We start from the raw sequence: 20,840 nt of genomic DNA on the forward strand, positions 1-20,840 counted from the left end.
CGTCCGGACCCCAGCGCCCTGGTGAGGAAGGCGGCGTCCGCGACGAGCGGCAGGCCGCCGTCCGCCTCGAGGCACCGGCGCTGGAGCGCGAGCAGCTCGGGGTCGTCCGTCCGCAGCGGCGTGAGCACGCCGCGATCGTAGGGCGCTGCGCCGACCGGGGGTCGCGACGGGCGGTCCGGCCGCGCGTCGGGCGACAATGGCCGCGTGAGCCCCGCCCGCCGCCCGCGCATCGCGATGCTGTCCGTGCACACGTCGCCGCTGGAGCAGCCGGGGACGGGCGACGCGGGCGGCATGAACGTCTACGTCCTGGAGCTCTCGCGCGCGCTCGCGGCCCGCGGCGCCCGCGTCGAGATCTTCACGCGCGCCGTCTCCTCCGAGCAGCCGGAGACGCAGGTGCTGCCGGGCGTCGCGCCGGACGGGCGCGTGCTGACCCGCGACGAGTGCCGCGAGGTCCTGCTCGCCGAGGACGTCGAGGACGGCGTCGTCGCGCCGGTGCTCGTGCACCACGTGCCCGCCGGTCCGTTCGAGCGTCTCGACAAGAACGACCTGCCGGGCGTGCTGTGCGGCATGGCGGCGGGCGTGCTGCGCTGGGAGGCCGCGCGCCGGCCCGGCTGGTACGACGTCGTGCACGCGCACTACTGGCTGTCCGGGCAGGTCGGGCGCATCGCCGCCGACCGGTGGGAGGTGCCGCTGGTCCACACCGGCCACACGCTCGCGCTCGTCAAGAACGCGTCGCTCGCGCCGGGGGACACCCCGGAGCCGCAGGCGCGCGTGCTGGGCGAGCGGCTCGTGGTCGCGGAGGCGGACGCGCTGGTGGCGTCGACGCCCGGCGAGGCGCGCGACCTCGTCGCGCTGTACGACGCGGACCCGCAGCGCGTGCACGTCGTCGAGCCCGGGGTCGACCTGGACCACTTCGTGCCCGTCAGCCCCGCGGCGCGGGCGCGCGCGCGAGCGGAGCGGGGCCTGCCGGCCGACCGTCCCGTGGTGCTGTTCGCCGGCCGGGTGCAGCCGCTCAAGGCGCCCGACGTGCTCGTCCGGGCGCTCGGCGAGCTGCGCGCCACCGGGCGCGACGTCCCGCTGCTGGTCGTGCTGGGCGGGCCGTCCGGACGCGCGTCGTCCGTCGACGACCTGCGCGCGCTCGCCGCCTCGTGCGGCGTCGCGGACGACGTCGTGCTGCGCCCGCCGGCGGACCGGGACGCGCTCGTCGGCTGGTACCACGCGGCCGACGTCGTCGCGATGCCCTCCCGCTCGGAGTCGTTCGGGCTCGTCGCGGCCGAGGCGCAGGCGTCCGGCGTGCCCGTGGTGGCGGCGGCCGTCGGCGGGCTGCGCTCGATCGTCGACGACGGCGTCTCCGGACGCCTCGTGCCCGGCCACGACCCGGCGCGCTGGGCGGACGTGCTGGACGACGCGCTCGCGGACCCCGAGCGGCTGGCGGCGTGGGGCTACGGCGCGCGCGAGGTCGCCGAGCGCTACGGGTGGGACACCGCTGCCGACCAGATGCTCAAGGTCTACGAGGTCGCCGCGGAGTCGCGCCGCGCCTGAGCCGGCGCGAGGATCTGCGGCCGCGGCACGCCCGGGCCGACTCCGGTCACCCGGGCACGCAGCGCGTGGGCGAGCAGCCGCGGGCGCAGCAGCGTCGTCGGCGGGGCCGCCAGGTGGTAGACGGCGGACAGCGAGCGCTGCACCGTGCGGTCGCCGTGCGCGGCCAGGCGCGTGAGCTCCTGCGTCCACGACGAGAACGCGGCGTCGAGCCCGGTGAGCCGCCCCTCGGTGGTGGGCAGCCGCAGGTCCGTGCCGGTCGCGATGCCCCACGGCACGTCGACGACGGACGCGAACCGGCCCAGCAGGCGGCGGGCGCCCCCCGGGCGCCCGAGGCGGCCCGAGGCGTCCGCGTCGCGCAGCTCGACGGCCTCGAGCGCCGCGACGGCGATGCCCTGGCCGTAGACGGGGTTGAAGCAGCAGAGCGCGTCGCCGAGCACCAGGAGGCCGTCCGGCCAGTCGTGCACCCGGTGGTAGTCGTGGCGCAGGTTGCCGGTCTGCCGGTGCACGGCCACGTCCCCGACGAGGTGGCCGGCGTCGACGAGCTGCGCGAGCGCCGGGTCCGGGACGAGGCCGAGGAAGGTCCGCAGGTCGGCGCGCGACGGGCGCAGCTCGCCCGCGCCGACCCCCGCGACCAGCCAGCGGTCGCCCTCGACGGGCAGCGCCAGCCCGCCGCGCGCACCGGCGCGCTGCAGGACGACCACGCCGGCGGCCGCCACCCGGTCGTGCGGCAGCTCGAGCACCTGCGTCGCGTACCCGACGCGCGCGTCGACCTTGTGCCGTCGCGCGGGCTCGACGCCCAGCTCCGAGAGCCACAGCGGCAGCCGCGACGCCCGGCCCGAGGCGTCGACGACGAGGTCCGCCTCGAGCCGCTCCCGCCGGACGACCGCGTGCCCCTCGCGCCGCGTCGTGTCGACGGACCACGCCCGCCCGCCCACCCCCCGGGCCAGCCCCTGCACGCGGGTCCCCTGCACGAGCCGGACCCCCCGCAGGGCGAGCACGCGCTGCCGGACGACGTGCTCGACGAGCGGCCGCGTCGCGGACACGACGCCGTACTCGCGCACCGGCGTCGCCCAGCCGGGCTCGTTCAGCCAGGCGAGGTCGCCGGTGTCCAGGGCGACCGCGCCGGCGCGCAGCAGGTCGTCCCGCACACCGGGCAGGAGCTGCTCCATCGCGACGAGGCCGCGGTGCAGGAGCACGTGCGGCTGACGGCCCTGGGGCACCCCCGCGCGGGGCGCGGGGTGCTCGGGCAGCTCGTCGCGCTCGACGACCGTCACGCGGGTGCCGGGCCGCGCGAGAGCGGCCGCCGCGAACAGCCCCCCGAGGCTCGCGCCGACCACCACCACGTCGCGCGGTGAGGCGCCCATGGCGCGACCGTAGCGAGCCCGGTGCGCCGGTGCCCACCGGTGCCGGCGAGCGTCACCCGCAGGGCCGTCCCAGGGACGGACGTCCCTGCGCCCGCCTGGTCCGGCTGCGGCAGGATGGCCCCATGACCTACACGCTGGTGCTGCTCCGCCACGGCGAGAGCGAGTGGAATGCCAAGAACCTGTTCACGGGCTGGGTCGACGTGGCGCTGTCCGAGAAGGGCGTCGAGGAGGCCAAGCGCGGCGGGACGCTCCTGAAGGACGCCGGCGTGCTGCCGGACGTGGTGCACACGTCGCTGCTGCGGCGCGCGATCACGACCGCGAACTACGCGCTCGACACGGCCGACCGCCTCTGGATCCCGGTCAAGCGCAGCTGGCGCCTCAACGAGCGCCACTACGGCGCCCTCCAGGGCAAGGACAAGAAGCAGACGCTGCAGGAGTACGGCGAGGAGCAGTTCATGCTCTGGCGCCGCTCGTACGACGTCCCGCCGCCGGACATCGAGCTCGGCTCGGAGTTCTCGCAGGACAGCGACCCCCGCTACGCCGGCGAGCCGATCCCGCGCGCCGAGGCGCTGGCCCAGGTGCTCGACCGGGCCCTGCCGTACTGGGAGTCGGACGTGGTGCCGGACCTGCAGGCCGGCAAGACCGTCCTCGTCGCGGCGCACGGCAACTCGATCCGCGCGATCGTCAAGCACCTCGACGACGTGGACGCCGACACGATCGCCGGCATCAACATCCCGACGGGCATCCCGCTGCTCTACGAGCTGGACGAGGAGACGCTCGCGCCGACGAAGCGCGGTGGCACCTACCTCGACCCGGAGGCCGCCGCCGAGGCCATCAAGGCCGTCGCGAACCAGGGCCGCTGACCCGCCGGTCGCACCGTCGACGAGGCCGCCGTCCCACCCGGGGCGGCGGCCTCGTCGCGTCAGGACCCGTCGCCCAGCTCCTGGAACACGGTCACCGCGACGCCGTCGGGGCCCTCCAGGCGGGCGTTCGACGAGCGCCACGGCGTCGTCGTCGGCTCGGCCACCACCCGGGCGCCCGTCGCCTCGAGCCGCCGGGTCGCGCCCTGCGCGTCCTCGACCTCGAACGCGACGCGCAGCGTCGGCACCGGCTCGCCTGCGACGCCCTCGACGCGGTCGACGTACCCCGCGTGCGGGGCATCGGTGAGCTCGACGGTCGCCCGGCCGGCGTCGAGGATGAGCACGCGCCCCTCCTGGTCCTCGAACCGCCCGGTCTCCGGCATGCCCAGCGCGTCGCGGTAGAACGCCACCGCCGCGTCGAGGTCGCTCGCGTTGACCACCAGCCGCAGCTGGCGCACCCCACCCCGCTCGATCGTCATGCCTCGCCCAACAGCGGCCGCCCCCGCCCGCTTCCCCTGCGCCGGCGCACGTGCGAACCGTGCCAGGCTGGGGCGGTGAGCACCTGGGAGCAGCGCGTCGAGCAGTTCTGGGCCGAGGTCGACCTGGACGACCGGGAGGGAGCGCTGGCCGGCATGCGGGCGCTCGTGGACGAACGGGACGAGGACGACGCGGTCGCCGTCGCCGAGTGGGGCGGGATCCACGACTCGCTCGGCCTCGAGGACGAGGCGATCCCGCTGTACCGGCGGGCCCTCGCGCTCGGGCTCGACCCCGAGCGCCGGGTGCAGGTGACCATCCAGCTCGCGTCGTCGCTGCGCAACGTCGGCGCGCTCGACGAGGCGGTGGCGCTGCTGGCCGAGGCGCCCGACGTCCCCGCGCTCGGAGGCGCGCGCCGGGCGTTCCTCGCGCTCGCCCTGCACAGCGCGGGACGGCCCGACGAGGGGCTGCGCGAGGCGCTGCTCGCGCTCGCGGACACGCTGCCGCGCTACCAGCGCTCGGTGCGCGGGTACGCGGACGCGCTCGTCGAGCCGTCCTGAGGGCGGCGCCGGCTACGGCACCTGCTGCGGGGTGCTCTCCTCGCCGAACACGCCGGTGACCAGGTAGACCACGCGGCGCGCGACCGAGACGCCGTGGTCGCCGAAGCGCTCGTAGTAGCGGCCGAGCAGCGTCACGTCGATCGTCTGCTGCGGCGAGCCGTCCCACGCGCCGCCCAGCATCGCGGCGAACGTGTCCTCGTGCAGGGCGTCGAGCAGGTCGTCGTCCTGCTGGATCGCCTCCGCGACGGACAGGTCGCGGTCGCGCAGCAGGGTCGTCACGCGGCGGGCGACGCGCACCGCGGCGTCGTGCATCTCGGCGAACGTGCTCTGCAGCTCCGTCGGCACGGCGGGCAGCGGGTAGCGGCCGCGGGCGACCTGCGCGACGTGGCGGGCCAGGTCGCCCATCCGCTCGAGCGACGCGCTCAGGCGCAGGGCCGAGACGACGACCCGCAGGTCCGTCGCGACGGGCTGCTGCTGGGCGAGCAGCAGGACGCTGCGGTCGTCCAGGTCGCGCTCGATCGCGTCGATGGCCAGGTCCGCCTGGATCACGGACTCGGCGAGCGCCAGGTCCGCCGTCATGAGGGCGACGCCCGCGTCGGTGACGGCGCGCTCGACGCGGCTCGCCAGGTCGACGAGGTCGTCGCCGAGCTGCGTCAGCTCGGCGTCGAAGATGGCACGCATGAGTTCCTCTCCCGCGCGGCCGGAGCGCCGCGCGGTGGTCAGGGTCGCACCGGGAGGTGAACGGCTGCGGGACCGGAGGTGAACGCCGGGAGGCGGTTGGGCGAGCCGACCGGCGACCGACCACCCGCCGACGACCGGCGACAAACCACCCGCCGACGGGTGGTGCGGCTCGTCCGCCCGCCGGCCTACCGTGCACACAGGGACGGCGACGACCGTCCCCCGTGCGGGTGGGGGCTCCCATGGTGCAACGCGGCAGGGTCACGGCGTGGGTCGGCTGGGTGTGGTTCGCCGCCGTGTGCCTCCTGGTGGTCGGGCTCTTCAACATCGTGGCGGGGTCCGTCGCGATCTGGTCGCCCAAGAACGTCCTCGCCGTCAGCGGCGAGGGCGTCGCGGTGGTCGACGTGTCGACGTGGGGCTGGGTGCACCTCGTGCTCGGCGTCGTCATGACCGCCGCCGGCGGGGCGCTGTTCGCCGGAGCGCGCTGGGCCCGGCTCGTCGCGATCGTGCTCGTCACGATCAACCTGCTCGTGCAGTTCGTCTCCCTGCCCGTGACGCCGTTCTGGTCGCTCGCGGCGGCGGCGCTCGACGTCACCGTGCTGTGGGCGCTCATCGTCCACGGCGACGAGGTCGAGAGCGCCGCGGGCCCCTGACGGGGCCCGCACGGCCGGAGCGCGCCGCCACCGCCTCGGCGCGACCGCCGGCGTGGTGCAGGCGGGCGCTCGGGGCACGACGGAGGGGTAGCAGATGACGACGTTCACGGCGTGGAAGTTCGACTCGCCCGACCAGGCGCAGCGGGCCGCGGGGGTGCTCAAGACCGCCGCGGGTGAGGGGCTCGTGACGATCCTGGACGTCGCGACGGTGAGCTGGCCGAAGGAGAGCAGCAAGCCCGAGGTGCACCACGGCCACGAGGAGCAGTGGCGCGGGACCGGGTGGGGCGCGTTCTGGGGCCTGCTGTTCGGGGCGGTGTTCTTCGTGCCGCTGCTCGGGGCGGCGGCGGGCGCGGCGCTCGGTGCGATCGGCAAGGCGGTCGAGGCCGTGGGCATCGGCGACGACCAGATCCAGCGGCTGCGCGACTCGGTCGTGCCCGGCACGTCGCTGCTGGCGGCGGTGACGCAGGACGGCGACCTCGACCGGCTCGCCGAGCGCTTCTCGATGCGCCACGCCACGCTCGTCACCACCAACCTCACGGAGGCGGAGCGGTCGGCGCTGATGGAGGCGTTCGCCTGACCCGCAGGCGGCGGGCGCGGCCGGCCCGCCGGCCCGCGGTGAACGGCGCCCGACCGCGCGGTGAACTCTTGCCGCGCGGCCGCGTCGGGGCGCCCGCGGTGCCACGCCGGTGCCTGGTCGTCGGCCTACTGTGGGAGGCGTGAACGGGACCGACGGCCTCCTCGTGCTGCTCGCCGGCCTCGTCGGCGTGCTCCTCGGGGTCGGCGCCGCGTTCGCGTTCCGCGCCAGCGAGAGCGCGCAGCGCACCGTGCCGCCCCAGCCGGAGCCGGAGCTCGACGACGGACTGGTGCGCACGCTCGCCGTGCTGCGCTCGGCCGCCGTCGTGCTGGACTCCGACGACCGGGTCGTGCGGGCCAGCGCGCCCGCGTACGCGATGGGCCTGGTCCGCGACGGACGCGTCGTCCCGGCGGCCATCCGCGACCTCATCGCCGCGGTGCGCCGCGACGGCGTCATCCGCGACGAGGAGCTCGACGTCCCGCGCGGCCCGTTGGGCCCGGGCACCCTGCTCGTCCAGGTCCGCGTCGCGCAGCTGAGCGGCGAGCACCTCGTCGTCCTCGCGGAGGACCAGACCCAGGCGCGCCGGCTCGAGGCCATCCGCCGGGACTTCGTCGTCAACGTCTCGCACGAGCTGAAGACGCCCGTGGGCGCGCTCGCCCTGCTGGCGGAGACGGTGGAGGACGCGGCCGACGACCCGGAGGCGGTGCGCCGCTTCGCCGGGCGGATGCAGCAGGAGGCCACCCGGCTCTCCGCGCTCGTCCACGAGATCATCGAGCTCTCGCGCCTGCAGGTCGCGGGGGCGCTGGAGCAGGTGCAGGTCGTCGACGTCGACGCGGTCGTCGCGGAGGCGGTCGACCGTGCGCGCGTGAAGGCCGAGGCGAAGTCGGTGCGGCTCGACGTGGGCGGCGCGACGGGTGCCCGGGTCCCGGGTCAGCACGACCTGCTCGTCACGGCCGTGCGCAACCTGCTCGACAACGCGGTCGCGTACTCGGGGGAGGCGTCGCACGTCGGCGTCGGCGTCCGCGTGCAGGACGACCTCGTCGAGATCGCCGTCGTCGACGAGGGGATCGGCATCTCCGCGGCGGAGCAGGAGCGCGTCTTCGAGCGGTTCTACCGCGTCGACCCCGCCCGCTCGCGCGACACCGGCGGCACGGGCCTCGGGCTGTCCATCGTCAAGCACGTCGCGGCCGACCACGGCGGCGACGTCACCGTGTGGTCCCAGCCGGGGCGCGGCTCGACGTTCACGCTGCGCCTGCCGCGGGCGGGCAGCGAGGCGGACGACCCGTCCCGGCCGCTGCGGTCGACCGACGCCCCGGCGCCCTCGGGCGCCGCCGAACCCGCCGAGGCCGCGGTGCTGCCCGGCCCCTACCCCGCCCGAGGAGCTGCCGTGCGCCGGAGCGCGTCGTGACCCGCATCCTGGTCGTCGAGGACGAGGAGTCCTACCGCGACCCGCTCGCGTACCAGCTGGGGCGCGAGGGCTACGACGTCGTGACCGCCGCGACCGGCCCCGAGGGGCTCGAGCGGTTCGAGGAGGGCGGCGTCGACCTCGTCCTGCTCGACCTCATGCTCCCGGGCATGCCGGGCACCGAGGTGTGCCGCCGCCTGCGGCTCACCAGCGACGTCCCGGTCATCATGCTCACCGCCAAGGACGACGAGATCGACAAGGTCGTCGGGCTGGAGCTGGGCGCGGACGACTACGTGACGAAGCCGTACTCCTCGCGCGAGCTGCTCGCGCGGGTGCGGGCGGTCCTGCGCCGCCGGGAGGCGGCGGTCGCGGCGGCGGTCGGCGCCGGCGGCACGGGCGCCGCGCCGGCCTTCGACGACGAGGTCGACGACGTGCTCGTCTCCGGGCCGGTCCGGATGGACGTCGAGCGGCACACCGTGCAGGTGCGCGGCGCGTCCGTCGCCTTCCCGCTCAAGGAGTTCGAGCTGCTGGAGCTCCTGCTGCGCAACGCGGGGCGCGTGCTCACCCGCGGGCAGCTGATCGACCGCGTCTGGGGGTCCGACTACGTCGGCGACACCAAGACGCTCGACGTCCACGTCAAGCGCATCCGGGCGAAGATCGAGGCGGACCCCGCGAGCCCCGAGCTGCTCGTCACCGTGCGCGGGCTCGGGTACAAGCTCGTCGACGAGGACTGACCGCGCCGGACGACCCCCGCTCCGGACGGCCGTCCGACTCGTCGGCCAGCGTTCACCTGGGGTTCACCGTCCGCCGTCCGTCCGGTCACCGGCGCTGCCTACCGTCGGCCACGCCGCGCACACCCCGGTGCGCGACGACACCGAACGGACGGATCACAGTGAAGCGCACGCATGCAACCGTCGGCGCGACCCTCGCCGGGCTGCTCGCCCTCACGCTGGCGGCCTGCGGCTCCGACGACCCGACGGGCACCGGCAGCACGCCGGCCTCGGGCTCGTCCCAGACCTCTTCGTCCCTCAGCGGCACGCTCAACGGCGGCGGCTCCTCCGCGCAGGAGAAGGCCCAGCAGGCGTGGGTCGCCGGGTTCCAGACCGCGAACCCCGACACCACCGTGAACTACAGCACGACCGACTCCGGCGCGGGCCGCAAGGGCCTGCTCGACGGCTCGCTCGACTTCGCCGGCACCGACTCCGCGCTGACGGAGGAGGAGCTCGCCTCGGCGACCGAGCGCTGCTACGGCGGCGCCGCCATCGACCTGCCGGTCTACATCAGCCCGATCGCGGTCGCGTTCAACATCGAGGGCGTCACGGAGCTCAACCTCTCGGCCGACGTCGTCGCGAAGATCTTCGCGGGCACGATCACGACGTGGGACGACCCGGCGATCACCGAGGCGAACCCCGACGCGACGCTCTCCGGCGCGATCACGGTCGTGCACCGCTCGGACGACTCGGGCACCTCGAAGAACTTCCAGGACTACCTGTCGAAGGCTGCCCCGGACGTGTGGTCCTACGAGGTCTCGAACACCTGGCCGGTGAGCGTGGGCCAGGGCGCGAACGGCACCTCGGGCGTCGTGCAGACGATCCAGTCGGCCCCGGGCACCATCGGCTACGCGGACGCGTCCGCGGTGGGCTCGCTCGGCAAGGTCTCGCTCGGCGTCGGCGACGACTTCGTCGCCCCGACGGCCGACGCGGCCGCGAAGACGGTCGACGTCTCGCCGCGCGACGACTCGCGCGCCGAGGGCGACATCGTCATCGAGGTCGACCGCACCACGACCGAGGCGGGCGCCTACCCGGCGATCCTCGTCTCGTACCTCGCGGTCTGCGACACCTACGACACGCAGGAGAAGGCCGACCTGGTGAAGGCGTACGCGACGTACGCCGCGGGTGACGGCCAGGAGCAGGCGGCCACCGCCGCGGGCTCCGCCCCGATCTCGGACACGCTGCGCACGGACGTGCTCGCCGCGATCGACGCGATCAGCACCCAGTGACGCCCCGCCGCCGCCCGGTGGCCCCCGTGGTCACCGGGCGGTGGCGCCGCACCGTTCCCCGACAGGAGAGACCGTTGGCCTCGCCCACGACCGCGACCACGCCCCCGGCGGCACCCGCCCGCGTGGCCCGGACCCGCACGAAGCCCACCGACCGTGGGCTCGACCGTGCCTTCCGCTACCTGTCCGTCGGCTCGGGCGTCCTGATCCTGGCGGTCCTCGCCGCGGTCGCGATCTTCCTCGTCCTCGAGGGCCTGCCCGCGCTCACCGACAGCGAGCTGGCCGACAAGGTCCAGTGGATCCCCGAGGGCGGCACCCTGTGGTCGCTCGTCGGCCCGCTGATCTTCGGCACCGTGCTCGCCGCGCTCGTCTCGCTGGCGATCGCCGTGCCCGTCGCGGTCGGCATCGCGCTGTTCATCTCGCACTACGCGCCGCGCCGGCTGGCGAGCGCGCTCGGCTACCTCGTCGACCTGCTGGCGGCGATCCCGTCGGTGGTCTTCGGCCTGTGGGGCGTGCTCGTGCTGGCGCCGCGGCTGCAGCCGGTCTGGCAGTTCCTCGCGGACTACCTCGGCTGGATCCCGCTGTTCGAGGGCGACGCCCACGGCAACGCCTCGAACCCGCCCCGCGTCCTCATGACGACGGCGGTCGTCCTCGCCGTGATGATCCTGCCGATCATCACGGCGGTCAGCCGCGAGGTGTTCCTCCAGGTGCCCCGCCTGCACGAGGAGGCCGCGCTCGCCCTCGGCGCGACGCGGTGGGAGCTCGTGCGGATGGCCGTCCTGCCCTTCGGGCGCTCGGGCGTGATCTCCGCCGCGATGCTCGGCCTGGGCCGCGCGCTCGGCGAGACGATGGCCGTCCTGATGATCCTGTCGCCGGGGCTCCTCTACTCGTTCCAGCTCCTGGTCGCGAGCCAGCAGCAGACGATCGCGGCGAACATCGCCGCGAAGTTCAACGACGCCGACGACATCGGCCGGTCCACGCTCATCGCGACGGGTCTGGCGCTGTTCGTCATCACGATGCTCGTCAACATGGCCGCCCGGTGGATCGTCGCCCGGCGCAAGGACTTCTCGGGAGCGAACTGACGTGCCCGCCACCACCACCCTCGCCCCCGTGACGGAGAGCTCCCAGGAGCTGCGCCGCGCCCTCACGGCCGTCGACCCGGGTCGCCGCCGCAAGGACCGCGCCATGCGCGGCGTCATCTACGGCGCGTTCGCGCTCGCGATGATCCCGCTCGTCTCGCTCGTCTGGAGCGTGCTGACCAACGGCCTCGGCCGGTTCGACCTGTACTTCCTCACGCACTCGATGCGGAACGTGTTCGGCGGGATGGACGCCGGCGGCGTCTACCACGCGCTGCTCGGCACGGTGCTGATCACGCTCGTCACCACGCTCATCTCGGTGCCGATCGGCATCCTCACCGCGATCTACCTCGTCGAGTACGGGCAGGGCCCGCTCGCGCGCGCGGTGACGTTCTTCGTCGACGTCATGACGGGCATCCCGTCGATCGTCGCCGGCCTGTTCGCGTTCGCGCTGTTCTACCTGCTCGTCGGGCCGACGCGCAGCGGCCTCGTCGGCTCCGTCGCGCTGGCCGTGCTCATGATCCCGGTCGTCATCCGCTCGACCGAGGAGATGCTGCGCCTCGTCCCGCACGAGCTGCGCGAGGCGTCGTACGCGCTCGGCGTGCCCAAGTGGCTGACGATCGTCAAGGTCGTGCTGCGCACCGCCGTCGCCGGCATCACGACCGGCGTGATGATCGCCATCGCCCGCGTCATCGGCGAGACCGCGCCGCTCATCATCACCGTGGGCGTCACGGACTCGATCAACCGCAACGTGTTCGAGGGCAACATGATGACGCTGCCCGTGTACGTCTACCGGCAGTACGCGGCCGGCCTCGTGCCCTGCGCGCCCGGCGACGCGTCCTGCATCGCGACGATCAACTACGACCGGGCCTGGAGCGCCGCGCTCGTCCTGATCCTCGTCGTCATGCTCCTCAACCTCGTGGCGCGCGGCGTGAGCCGCTGGTTCGCCCCCAAGACCCGCGCCTGACCGCGCCCGACCCCGCCTGCACGAAGGAGGCCCCGATGGCACAGCGCATCGACGCCAAGGACCTGAACATCTACTACGGCTCGTTCCTGGCCGTGTCCGACGTGACCATGTCGATCGACCCGCAGAGCGTGACCGCGCTCATCGGCCCCTCGGGCTGCGGCAAGTCGACGTTCCTGCGCTCGCTCAACCGCATGCACGAGGTCATCCCCGGCGCCCGCGTGGAGGGCACCGTCGCGATGGACGGCGTGGACCTGTACGGCGCCGACGTCGACCCCGTGGCGGTCCGCCGCCAGGTCGGCATGGTGTTCCAGCGGCCCAACCCGTTCCCGACGATGTCGATCGCCGAGAACGTGCTCGCCGGCGTGCGGCTCAACAACAAGCGCATCAGCAAGGGCGACGCCCAGGACCTGGTGGAGCAGTCGCTGCGCCACGCGAACCTGTGGAACGAGGTGAAGGACCGCCTCGCCAAGCCCGGCTCGGGCCTGTCCGGCGGCCAGCAGCAGCGCCTGTGCATCGCGCGCGCCATCGCCGTGAAGCCGCAGGTGCTGCTCATGGACGAGCCGTGCTCGGCGCTCGACCCGATCTCGACGCTGGCGATCGAGGACCTCATCGCCCAGCTGAAGTCCGAGTACACGATCGTCATCGTCACGCACAACATGCAGCAGGCGGCGCGCGTCTCCGACCGGACCGGGTTCTTCAACCTCGCCGGCGTCGGCCAGCCCGGGCGGCTCGTCGAGATCGACGCGACCTCGACGATCTTCTCCTCCCCGACCCAGCAGGCGACCGAGGACTACATCTCGGGGCGCTTCGGCTGACCGTCCCCGGCACGACGACGCCCCGGTCCCCCACGAGGGGGCCGGGGCGTCGTCGCGCGCGCGGGTGGCGTCAGCTCGTGGCCGACGGCGTGGGCATGGGCGTGGCCATGCGGGTCGGGACCGCCGTCGCGTACTCCGGCAGCGTGGCGTCGAGCACGGGGACGGGCAGCGACGCCGAGCCGTCCTCGGTCGCGAACGTGGTGGTCACCGAGCCGCCGGGTGCCGCGGAGACGGCGGGGATGACGACGTCCTTCTGCTCGACGCCGTCGTCCTGCGTGAGGTCGACGCCCTGGAAGAGGACCGTCTGGTGCGCCGCGACCGGCACCGTGATCTCCGGCGCGCCCTCGAACGTGAGCGTGACCGTACGGTCCTCGTCGCCCCGGTTGGTGATGCCGCCGCGCAGCGCGCCCGGCTCGCCCTCCGCCTCCGACACGACGAGCAGGTTGATGCCCGCGACCTTGCCGACCGACACCGAGGCACCGTCGGACGCGTTGTAGGAGCGCTGCGTGAGGATCGGGCTGCACGCGGCGACCGCGAGCCCGGCGACGGCGAGGCCGGCGGCGGCCAGGGCGAGCCGGCGGGGGCGGGGGCGGGACGAGCTCACGGCAGGGTCCTCCGAGGATCAGGGGTGCGGCTGCGTGCGCGGTCGCGCGCGTGCAGCGGTGACGGCGCAGGCCACAGCCTAGCCGCCCCCGGGACCTTCGACCCTCGCGCGCGGCCTGCCCGGCGTGCGTCCGCCGGCGGCGGCGTGCGCTCCGGGGACGCCGCCCCCAGGTCGTCCGACGACGCGGCCCTGACCAGCGCGAACGGGCGGCTCGGGGCCGGTTGCCGCCCGACATGTGTCGAAATCGTGCGTGTTAGAATGGGTGTCTGCGAAAGGGGACACCCTCACATGACTTTCACCGTCGGGGAGACCGTCGTCTACCCCCACCACGGGGCCGCTCTGATCGAGGAGATCAAGACCCGCACGATCCGTGGCGAGGACAAGACCTACCTCAAGCTCCGCGTCCAGCAGGGTGATCTGACCATCGAGGTCCCGGCCGAGAACGTCGACCTCGTCGGCGTCCGGGACGTCGTCAACCAGGAGGGCCTCGACCGCGTGTTCGAGGTCCTGCGTGCGCCGTACACCGAGGAGCCGACCAACTGGTCGCGCCGGTACAAGGCGAACCTCGAGAAGCTCGCGTCCGGCGACGTGATCAAGGTCGCCGAGGTCGTCCGCGACCTGTCGCGCCGTGACGCCGACCGCGGCCTGTCCGCGGGGGAGAAGCGCATGCTCGCCAAGGCCCGCCAGATCCTCGTCTCGGAGCTCGCGCTCGCCGAGCACACCGAGGAGGAGAAGGCCGAGGCGATCCTCGACGAGGTCCTCGCGTCCTGAGCGTCGCCGTCGTCGTGACGGCTGCCGGCACCGGCAGCCGGCTGGGGCGCCCGGTCCCCAAGGCGCTCGTCGAGCTCGGCGGTGAGCCGCTGCTCGTGCACGCGGTGCGGTCGATGGTCGCCGGCGTGCGCGCCGCGGGCGACGAGCCGGTGCTCGTCGTGACCGCGCCGGCGGCCGCCGCCGACCGCGTGCGCGACCTCGTCGCTGACGCCGCCGACGGCTGCCCGGTGGCGGTCGTCGCCGGGGGCGTGTCGCGGCAGGCCTCCGTGGCGGCGGCGCTCGCGTCGCTGGCGGAGCACGGACCCGACGCGCGGCTCGTGCTCGTGCACGACGCGGCGCGGCCCACCGTGCCGCCCGAGGTGGTGCTCCGGGTGCTGGACGCGCTGCGCGCAGGACGCGGCGCCGTCGTGCCGGCCGTGCCCGTCGCGGACACGGTCAAGCGCGTCGGCGCGGGCGAGGACGGCGCGGAGCCGGTCCGGGAGACCGTGCCGCGCGCGGAGCTGCGGGCGGTCCAGACGCCGCAGGGCTTCGACCTGGCGCTGCTGCGGCGCGCGCACGCGGCGGCCGCGGCGCACGCCCACGACGAGCAGCTCGCGGCGTCCGACGACGCGGGCCTCGTCGAACGCCTGGGCGGTGAGGTCTGGTGCGTGCCCGGTGACGCGCGGTGCGCCAAGATCACCACCGAGCGCGACCTCGCGGTCGCCGAGCTGCTCCTGGAGGGACGATGACCGGACCCGTCCTCCCGCCGTTGCCCCGCACCGGCATCGGCGTCGACGTGCACGCCTACGAGCCGGACCCGCAGCCCGGTGCCGTGCTGCACCTGGCGGGACTGTCCTGGCCCGGGGAGCGGCCCCTCGCCGGGCACTCGGACGCCGACGTCGCGGCGCACGCCGCCGCCGACGCGCTCCTGGTGGCCGCCGGCCTGGGCGACCTCGGCTCGAACTTCGGCACCTCGGAGCCGCGGTGGGCCGGCGCGGCCGGCACCGCCCTGCTCGCCGAGGCCGCCGCACGCGTGCGCGCCGCCGGGTTCGCGGTCGGGAACGTCGCGGTGCAGGTGGTCGGGAACCGTCCCCGGGTGGGTCAGCGGCGCGCCGAGGCGGAGTCGGCGCTGTCGGCGGCCGCCGGCGCGCCGGTGACGGTCTCGGCGACGACGACCGACGGCCTCGGGCTCACCGGTCGCGGCGAGGGCGTCGCGGCGATCGCGACCGCGCTCGTCGTCCCCGTCGTCCCCGTCGGCCCCGTCGGCCCCGGCGCCGGCGGCTGACGGCGCAGGCTCGCCACCAGCACGCCGGCCACGACGAGCGCGCCCCACGCGAGCTCGGCGGGTGCCGTGGGCTCGCGCAGCAGCAGCCACGACGACGCGATGCCGACGACCGGCACGAGCATCGAGAACGGCGCGACGACGCTCGACGGGTTGCGGCCCATGAGGGTGGTCCAGATGCCGGAGCCGCCCACCGTCGCGACGAGGACCGTGAACGCGAGCCCGGCCAGGGCGAGCAGCCCGCGCGGCTCGGTCAGCCCGTCGAACGCGGCGCCGATGCGCTCGGGCCCCTCGACGGCGAGCGAGAGGACGAGCAGCGGCACCGGCGGCACGACCGACATCCACAGCATGAGGCGCAGCGGCTCGCCGGGGGCGGCCTGCACCGCGAGCCGGTTGCCGAGGTTGCCGAGGGCCCAGCCGAGCCCGCCGCACAGGGTGAGGACGACCGGCAGCAGCGTGGCGCCGCCGTCGAGCCCTGCGCGGTGCACCGCGATGCCGCTGAGCCCGACGACCGCGACGAGCACCCCGGCGCCCTGCCGCGGGGTGATCCGCTCGCGCAGCAGCGCCGCCGCCAGCACCACCGTGAACGGCGCGGAGCTCTGCAGCACGAGCGACGCGAGCCCCGTGGGCATCCCGGAGTCCATCGCCAGGTAGAGGAAGACGAACTGCAGCACCCCGAAGCCGGCGCCGTACAGCAGCACCCAGCGCCACGGCGCCGACGGCCGCGGCACGAGGAGCAGCGTCGGCACCGCGAGCAGCGCGAACCGGAGCGCGACCAGCAGGAACGGCGGGAACTGCGCGAGCGAGAGGTGGATGGCCGGGAAGTTGAGGCCCCACACCACGGCGACGAGCACGGCGAGCAGGCGGTCGCGGGTGGTCATGCCCCGAGTCTGCGGGTGCGCCACCGTTCAGCACCAGCGACATCAGGTGAACCGTCGCTGTAGCGTCGCTTCATGGACGTGGACGGCCTGGAGGCGCTGCGGGCGGTCGGGACGCACGGCGGCGTGACCGGCGCGGCGGCCGCGCTGCACCTGACGCCGTCGGCGGTGTCGCAGCGCCTCGCGGCGCTGCAGCGCACGGTCGACGTGCCGCTCACCGAGCGGGTGGGGCGCGGGCTGCGCCTGACGGCGGCGGGGGAGGCGGTCGCGGCCGCGGCCGTCGAGGTCTCCGTCGCGCTGGAGCGCGCCCGGGCCGCTGCCGACGAGCTGCGTGCCCGCCCGACGGGCACCGTGCGGGTCAGCGCGTTCCAGAGCGCGGCGCAGCTGCTGCTGCCCGGGCTGCTCTCGCGCACCGCGAGGCTGGACGGCGTCGCGGTCGAGTGCTCCGACGAGGACGTCGCGCTCGACGAGTTCCCGGCGCTCACCGACCGGATCGACGTCGTCGTCGCGCACCGCCCCGACGCGGGCTCCCCGTGGCCCGCGGGCGTGCGGGTGGTCCCGCTGCTGCGCGAGCCGCTCGACCTCGCGCTGTCGCCCGCGCACCGGCTCGCGGGGCGGACGAGCGTGGACCCGCGCGAGCTCGCCGACGAGGCCTGGGTGTCCGTCCGGGCCGGCTTCCCCGTGGCGACGGTGCTCGACGCCGTCGCGGGCGCGGAGGGCCCGAGGGTCGTGCACCGGATCAACGACTTCCACGTCGCGGCGGCCCTCGTCGGCGCGGGCCACGGGGTCGCGCTGCTGCCCCGGTACACGTTCGGCTCCGCGCCCGGCATCCGGCTCGTGCCCCTGACGGGGGTGCGGGCGGGCCGGCGGATCGACGCGCTGCTGCGCCCGGACCGCGCGGAGCGGGTCGTCGTCCGCCGCGTGCTCGACGAGCTCGTCGCGCTCGCGCGCGAGATCGCGGCCTGAGCGCTCGGCCGCTCAGCCGAGCGGCCCGAGGACCCGGTCCAGGTGCGGGTTGGTGAAGACGCCGGCGGGATCGGCCTCGGCGCGCACGCGCTGCGCGTCGCGGAACCGCGGGTAGAGCGCCGCGAGGCGGTCCGCGTCGAGCGTGTGCAGCTTGCCCCAGTGCGGCCGCCCGCCGACCTGCGCGACGATGCGCTCCGCGGCGGCGAAGTACCGCCGGAACGGGCTGCGCAGGTACTGGTGCACGGCGACGTAGGCGGTGTCGCGGCCGTGGGCGGTCGACAGCCACAGGTCGTCGGCCGCGGCGAACCGCACCTCGACGGGGAACGACACCGGCTCGGCCGTCGCGCGGACCCACGCGTCGAGCTCCTCCAGCACGCCGCGCAGGTGCTCGCGGGGCACGGCGTACTCCATCTCCCGGAAGCGGACGCGGCGCGGGGAGATGAACACCTCGGCGGAGGGCGCCGTGAACCTGCGGTCGGACAGCGTGCGGGCGGCCAGCCGGTTCAGCTGCGGCGTGACGCCGGGCACGGCCGTCGCGAGGCGGTTGGTGAGCCCGAACGCGCCGTTGGAGAGCACCTCGTCCTCGACGAGGTACCGCCAGCGCGGCAAGGGGCGGCCGGTGCCGGCGGGGACGCGGTTGTTGCGCTTGGTCAACGTCCGGCGCGTGTGCGGGAACCAGTAGAACTCGAAGTGGTCGTTGCCCTCGACGAGCCCGTCGGGGCCGTCCAGCGCGTCGAGCACGTCGCTCAGGTCGGCGCCGCCCTCGACCGCCTCCAGCGTGAACGCCGGCACCACCTCCAGCGTCACGGCGACGAGGACGCCGGCGCTGCCGAGGCCGAGCCGCGCGAGCTCGAACAAATCGGGACGCCGGTCGGCCGACGCCTCGACCACCTCGCCGTCGGCGCCCACGAGGCGCACGCCGACGACCTGCGTCGCGAGGCCGCCGAGCCGCGCGCCGGTCCCGTGGGTGCCGGTGCTGACCGCGCCGGCCACCGACTGGCGGTCGATGTCCCCGAGGTTGCGCATCGCGAGCCCGTGCTGCGCGAGGAGCTCGTTGAGCTGCCAGAGGCGGATGCCCGCCCCCACGGTCACGTGGGTCGTGCCGTCCGGCTGCGGCTCGACGCGCTCGAGGGCGCTCACGGCGTCGAGGCGCAGCTGCACCCCGTCGGTGACGGCCACCGGGGTGAACGAGTGGCCCGCGCCCACCGCGCGCACGCGCGTCCCCGACGCGGCCGCGGAGCGCACGAGCGCCGCGACCTCGTCGGCGTCACGGGGGTGCGCGACCCGGCTCGGCGTGGCCCGGGCGGTGCGCGCCCAGTTCTGCCACGTGCCTCCCGGGCGCTCGTCTGCCATGCTGGCCAGGGTGACCTGGGCGGTTGTCCAAGTCAAGTGCCGTCGCGTCTTGACTATCGTCATCACGCGCAATGAAATTGCGGGTGGGGGGCGTGTCCGGCCTGTGGCACGCTCTGGTCCGGTCATGCTGGTGGTGACCGGCCCGAGGGGAGGGGACCCGACCATGAACCGACTTCCGGTGGCCGAGCGCCGCGGGCAGCTCGTGGAGGCGGCGCTCGCCGTCGCGAAGCGGGACGGCATCGACGCCGCCACCGTGCGCGCGGTGGCGGCCGAGGCCGGCGTCTCGCTCGGCGTCGTGCACTACTGCTTCCAGGACAAGGACGAGCTGCTGCGCGCCATGGCGCACGCCATCACCTCGACGAACTCGCCGCCCGACCTCGACCAGATCCCGGATGGCCTGCCGGTGGCGACGGTGCTCGAGCTCGCGATGGCCGGGCTGTGGCAGACCATCACCAGCAACCGTGGGCTCCAGCTGCTCAGCTACGAGCTCACGTGCTCGTCGCTGCGGCACGAGGAGATCAACCAGGTCGGCATCGACCAGTACCGCGGGCAGTGGGCCAGCGCCGCGGAGGTGCTGGAGGCGATCGCCGCCAAGCTCCGCATCCGGTGGACCGTCCCGGTGGCGATGCTCGCCCGGCTCGTCATCGCCGCGGTCGACGGGTACTCGCTCGCCTGGCTCGTCGACGACGACGAGGCGGCCGCGGGCGACGGGCTGCGCGCCTTCGCCCGGTACGCCGCGTCGCTCGCCGAGCCCCTCGACGGCGAGCACGCGCCCGAGGACGACCACGCGCCGGTCACGGCGGGGCTCGACGGACTGGCGACCTCCGCGTGAGCGCACCGGCGGCGCGGGCCGTCCGCGCGCGCGTCGCGACGTCCGTCGCGTTCGGCTCGCAGGGACTCGTGTTCGCCCTCGTCATCACCAGCCTGAGCCAGCTCAAGGCCCGCTACGGCCTCACCGACCTGCACGTCACCCTCGTCGTCCTGGGCGTCTGCGTGTTCGCCGCACTGGGCACGGTCGTCGCCGACCGCGTCGCGCGCACGGGCGGCAGCCGCGTCGCGCTCGCGCTCGGGCTCGGCGTCGTCGGCCTGGCGGTGGCCGGCGTCGCCGTCTCGCCGACGTTCGCGGTGCTGGGCGCCGCCTTCGGCGCCTACGGCCTCGGCCTCGGCCTCGTCGACGCGGGGACCAACATGCAGGCGGTGGCGGTCGAGCACGCGTACGGTCGCTCGCTGCTCACGGGGTTCCACGCGTCGTGGTCCGTCGGCGGCATCGTCGGTGCGCTGGTCGTGTCGGCCACGGCCGGCCGGGCGCCGGACGACCCGGTCGCGGTCGTCCTGCTGCTCGGCGTGCTCGTCGCCGCGGCGGCCGCCGCGGTCGTCCTGCGCGGGGGCTGGCGCGGCGCCGGCGAGGTCGTCGACGTGGACGTCCCGGCGCTCGCCGCGGGACCGGCGCGGCCGGCCGTGCCGTGGGGCCCGGTGCTCGTGCTCGGCGTGGGGGTCGTCGCGTACTACGTCACGGACCAGGCCGTCTCCACCTGGAGCACCATCTACCTCGACGGGCCGCTCGGCGCCGCCGTGCAGGTCGCGCCGCTCGGCTACGCGGCGTACCTGGGCACCACCCTCGTCTCGCGGCTGGTGGGCGACCTCGCCGTCCGTCGCCGCGGGCGGGGGTTCGTCGTGCGCACCGGCGGGCTCGTCGGCCTCGTCGGGCTCGCCCTCGTCGTCGCCGCGCCCTCCGTGCCCGTCGCGCTGGTCGGGTTCGCGGTCGTCGGCGCCGGCCTCGGGGTGATCGCGCCCCTGTGCTTCGCGGCCGCCGGGGCGCTCGCGCCGGACGGCGCGGACGCGGTCGTGGCACGGCTCAACGTCTTCAACTACGTCGGGGCGGTCCTGGGCGGCGTGCTCGTCGGCGCGATCGGGTCGGCGTCCAGCCTGCGCGTCGGGTTCGTCGTGCCGATGGTGCTGGTCGCGGTGGTCGTGGTCGTCGCCGGCCGGTTCGACCGCGGGCCCGTGGCCGCCGCCGCGCCCCGGGTCGAGGCGGGCGCCGCG

Annotated in this window: 22 protein-coding genes and 1 pseudogene; 17 read left to right on the forward strand and 6 right to left on the reverse strand. The window is 75.3% G+C overall.

What is annotated here, in order from left to right; all coding sequences use genetic code 11:
• The first annotated feature begins 204 nt into the window (after positions 1-204).
• Positions 205-1,542 (forward strand): glycosyltransferase, encoded by a 1,338-nt coding sequence (locus tag HGCM_RS06095; protein ID WP_019135974.1) that lies wholly within the window; start codon positions 205-207, stop codon positions 1,540-1,542.
• Here the strand turns inward: HGCM_RS06095 and HGCM_RS17230 are convergent.
• Positions 1,509-2,906 (reverse strand): NAD(P)/FAD-dependent oxidoreductase, encoded by a 1,398-nt coding sequence (locus tag HGCM_RS17230; RefSeq protein WP_019135975.1) that lies wholly within the window; start codon positions 2,904-2,906, stop codon positions 1,509-1,511. The genes HGCM_RS06095 and HGCM_RS17230 overlap by 34 nt on opposite strands.
• 122 nt (positions 2,907-3,028) lie before the next feature.
• Between HGCM_RS17230 and HGCM_RS06105 the strand changes: the two genes are divergently transcribed.
• Complete coding sequence (locus HGCM_RS06105) at positions 3,029-3,769, forward strand: phosphoglyceromutase (RefSeq protein ID WP_019135976.1); 741 nt, start codon at positions 3,029-3,031, stop codon at positions 3,767-3,769.
• 59 nt (positions 3,770-3,828) lie between these two features.
• Here the strand turns inward: HGCM_RS06105 and HGCM_RS06110 are convergent, their stop codons facing one another.
• Positions 3,829-4,245, reverse strand: coding sequence for a VOC family protein (locus HGCM_RS06110; protein ID WP_026075297.1), 417 nt, complete (start codon positions 4,243-4,245; stop codon positions 3,829-3,831).
• A gap of 75 nt (positions 4,246-4,320) precedes the next feature.
• Between HGCM_RS06110 and HGCM_RS06115 the strand changes: the two genes are divergently transcribed.
• Positions 4,321-4,800: a tetratricopeptide repeat protein gene (locus HGCM_RS06115; protein WP_019135978.1), complete on the forward strand. Its 480-nt coding sequence runs from the start codon at positions 4,321-4,323 to the stop codon at positions 4,798-4,800.
• 12 nt (positions 4,801-4,812) lie between these two features.
• On the opposite strand, the gene phoU is transcribed toward HGCM_RS06115, so the two are convergent.
• Positions 4,813-5,481: a phosphate signaling complex protein PhoU gene (phoU, locus tag HGCM_RS06120; protein WP_019135979.1), complete on the reverse strand. Its 669-nt coding sequence runs from the start codon at positions 5,479-5,481 to the stop codon at positions 4,813-4,815.
• Positions 5,482-5,720: 239 nt separating this feature from the next.
• Between phoU and HGCM_RS17235 the strand changes: the two genes are divergently transcribed.
• The 8 genes from HGCM_RS17235 (at position 5,721) to pstB (ending at position 12,964) form a co-directional block, all read left to right on the forward strand.
• Entirely contained in the window at positions 5,721-6,131 is a 411-nt protein-coding gene (locus HGCM_RS17235) for a DUF7144 family membrane protein (protein WP_019135980.1), read from the forward strand.
• Positions 6,132-6,225: 94 nt separating this feature from the next.
• Positions 6,226-6,708, forward strand: a complete 483-nt coding sequence (locus HGCM_RS06130) for a DUF1269 domain-containing protein (RefSeq protein WP_019135981.1) — start codon at positions 6,226-6,228, stop codon at positions 6,706-6,708.
• Between the two features lie 139 nt (positions 6,709-6,847).
• Positions 6,848-8,113: a sensor histidine kinase gene (locus HGCM_RS06135; RefSeq protein ID WP_019135982.1), complete on the forward strand. Its 1,266-nt coding sequence runs from the start codon at positions 6,848-6,850 to the stop codon at positions 8,111-8,113.
• Positions 8,110-8,844: a response regulator transcription factor gene (locus HGCM_RS06140; RefSeq protein ID WP_019135983.1), complete on the forward strand. Its 735-nt coding sequence runs from the start codon at positions 8,110-8,112 to the stop codon at positions 8,842-8,844. Before HGCM_RS06135 ends, HGCM_RS06140 begins: the two co-directional genes overlap by 4 nt.
• 158 nt (positions 8,845-9,002) lie before the next feature.
• On the forward strand, positions 9,003-10,109 hold the full coding sequence (pstS, locus tag HGCM_RS06145) for a phosphate ABC transporter substrate-binding protein PstS (RefSeq protein ID WP_019135984.1): 1,107 nt from the start codon (positions 9,003-9,005) through the stop codon (positions 10,107-10,109).
• Positions 10,110-10,183: 74 nt separating this feature from the next.
• A complete protein-coding gene (gene pstC / locus HGCM_RS06150) occupies positions 10,184-11,188 on the forward strand; it encodes a phosphate ABC transporter permease subunit PstC (RefSeq protein WP_051016046.1) in 1,005 nt (334 codons plus the stop codon).
• 1 nt (position 11,189) lies between these two features.
• Positions 11,190-12,149 carry a phosphate ABC transporter permease PstA gene (gene pstA, locus HGCM_RS06155; protein WP_019135986.1) on the forward strand — a complete coding sequence of 320 codons (960 nt, stop codon included), beginning with the start codon at positions 11,190-11,192 and terminating at the stop codon, positions 12,147-12,149.
• Positions 12,150-12,184: 35 nt separating this feature from the next.
• On the forward strand, positions 12,185-12,964 hold the full coding sequence (gene pstB / locus HGCM_RS06160) for a phosphate ABC transporter ATP-binding protein PstB (protein ID WP_019135987.1): 780 nt from the start codon (positions 12,185-12,187) through the stop codon (positions 12,962-12,964).
• A 70-nt stretch (positions 12,965-13,034) separates the two neighbouring features.
• Here pstB and HGCM_RS17240 read toward each other — a convergent pair whose 3' ends face one another.
• Positions 13,035-13,568, reverse strand: a complete 534-nt coding sequence (locus HGCM_RS17240; RefSeq protein WP_019135988.1) for a hypothetical protein — start codon at positions 13,566-13,568, stop codon at positions 13,035-13,037.
• A gap of 288 nt (positions 13,569-13,856) precedes the next feature.
• On the opposite strand from HGCM_RS17240, the gene HGCM_RS06170 reads away from it, so the two are divergent.
• The 3 genes and pseudogenes from HGCM_RS06170 to HGCM_RS19085 form a co-directional block, all read left to right on the forward strand.
• Positions 13,857-14,339 (forward strand): CarD family transcriptional regulator, encoded by a 483-nt coding sequence (locus tag HGCM_RS06170; RefSeq protein ID WP_019135989.1) that lies wholly within the window; start codon positions 13,857-13,859, stop codon positions 14,337-14,339.
• A gap of 14 nt (positions 14,340-14,353) precedes the next feature.
• Positions 14,354-15,067 (forward strand): 2-C-methyl-D-erythritol 4-phosphate cytidylyltransferase, encoded by a 714-nt coding sequence (gene ispD / locus HGCM_RS06175; protein WP_019135990.1) that lies wholly within the window; start codon positions 14,354-14,356, stop codon positions 15,065-15,067.
• A pseudogene (locus tag HGCM_RS19085) lies at positions 15,064-15,498 on the forward strand (2-C-methyl-D-erythritol 2,4-cyclodiphosphate synthase); the annotation flags it as partial. The gene ispD and the pseudogene HGCM_RS19085, both read left to right, overlap by 4 nt.
• Here HGCM_RS19085 and HGCM_RS06185 read toward each other — a convergent pair.
• The gene (locus tag HGCM_RS06185; protein ID WP_019135991.1) at positions 15,420-16,481 is read right to left on the reverse strand and encodes an EamA family transporter; all 1,062 of its coding nucleotides are present in this window, start codon (positions 16,479-16,481) and stop codon (positions 15,420-15,422) included. The pseudogene HGCM_RS19085 and the gene HGCM_RS06185 overlap by 79 nt on opposite strands.
• Before the next feature lie 72 nt (positions 16,482-16,553).
• Between HGCM_RS06185 and HGCM_RS06190 the strand changes: the two genes are divergently transcribed.
• Positions 16,554-17,444 carry a LysR family transcriptional regulator gene (locus tag HGCM_RS06190; RefSeq protein WP_019135992.1) on the forward strand — a complete coding sequence of 297 codons (891 nt, stop codon included), beginning with the start codon at positions 16,554-16,556 and terminating at the stop codon, positions 17,442-17,444.
• Between the two features lie 12 nt (positions 17,445-17,456).
• On the opposite strand, the gene HGCM_RS06195 is transcribed toward HGCM_RS06190, so the two are convergent.
• Positions 17,457-18,797: a D-arabinono-1,4-lactone oxidase gene (locus tag HGCM_RS06195; RefSeq protein WP_019135993.1), complete on the reverse strand. Its 1,341-nt coding sequence runs from the start codon at positions 18,795-18,797 to the stop codon at positions 17,457-17,459.
• A gap of 163 nt (positions 18,798-18,960) precedes the next feature.
• Between HGCM_RS06195 and HGCM_RS17245 the strand changes: the two genes are divergently transcribed.
• Positions 18,961-19,629 (forward strand): TetR/AcrR family transcriptional regulator, encoded by a 669-nt coding sequence (locus tag HGCM_RS17245; protein WP_040398965.1) that lies wholly within the window; start codon positions 18,961-18,963, stop codon positions 19,627-19,629.
• Positions 19,626-20,840, forward strand: a 1,215-nt coding sequence (locus HGCM_RS19735; RefSeq protein WP_019135995.1) for an MFS transporter, incomplete at its 3' end; no start/stop codon positions are given. The genes HGCM_RS17245 and HGCM_RS19735, both read left to right, overlap by 4 nt.

The sequence above is a fragment of the Cellulomonas massiliensis JC225 genome (genome assembly GCF_000312005.1).
Lineage (GTDB): Bacteria > Actinomycetota > Actinomycetes > Actinomycetales > Cellulomonadaceae > Cellulomonas > Cellulomonas massiliensis.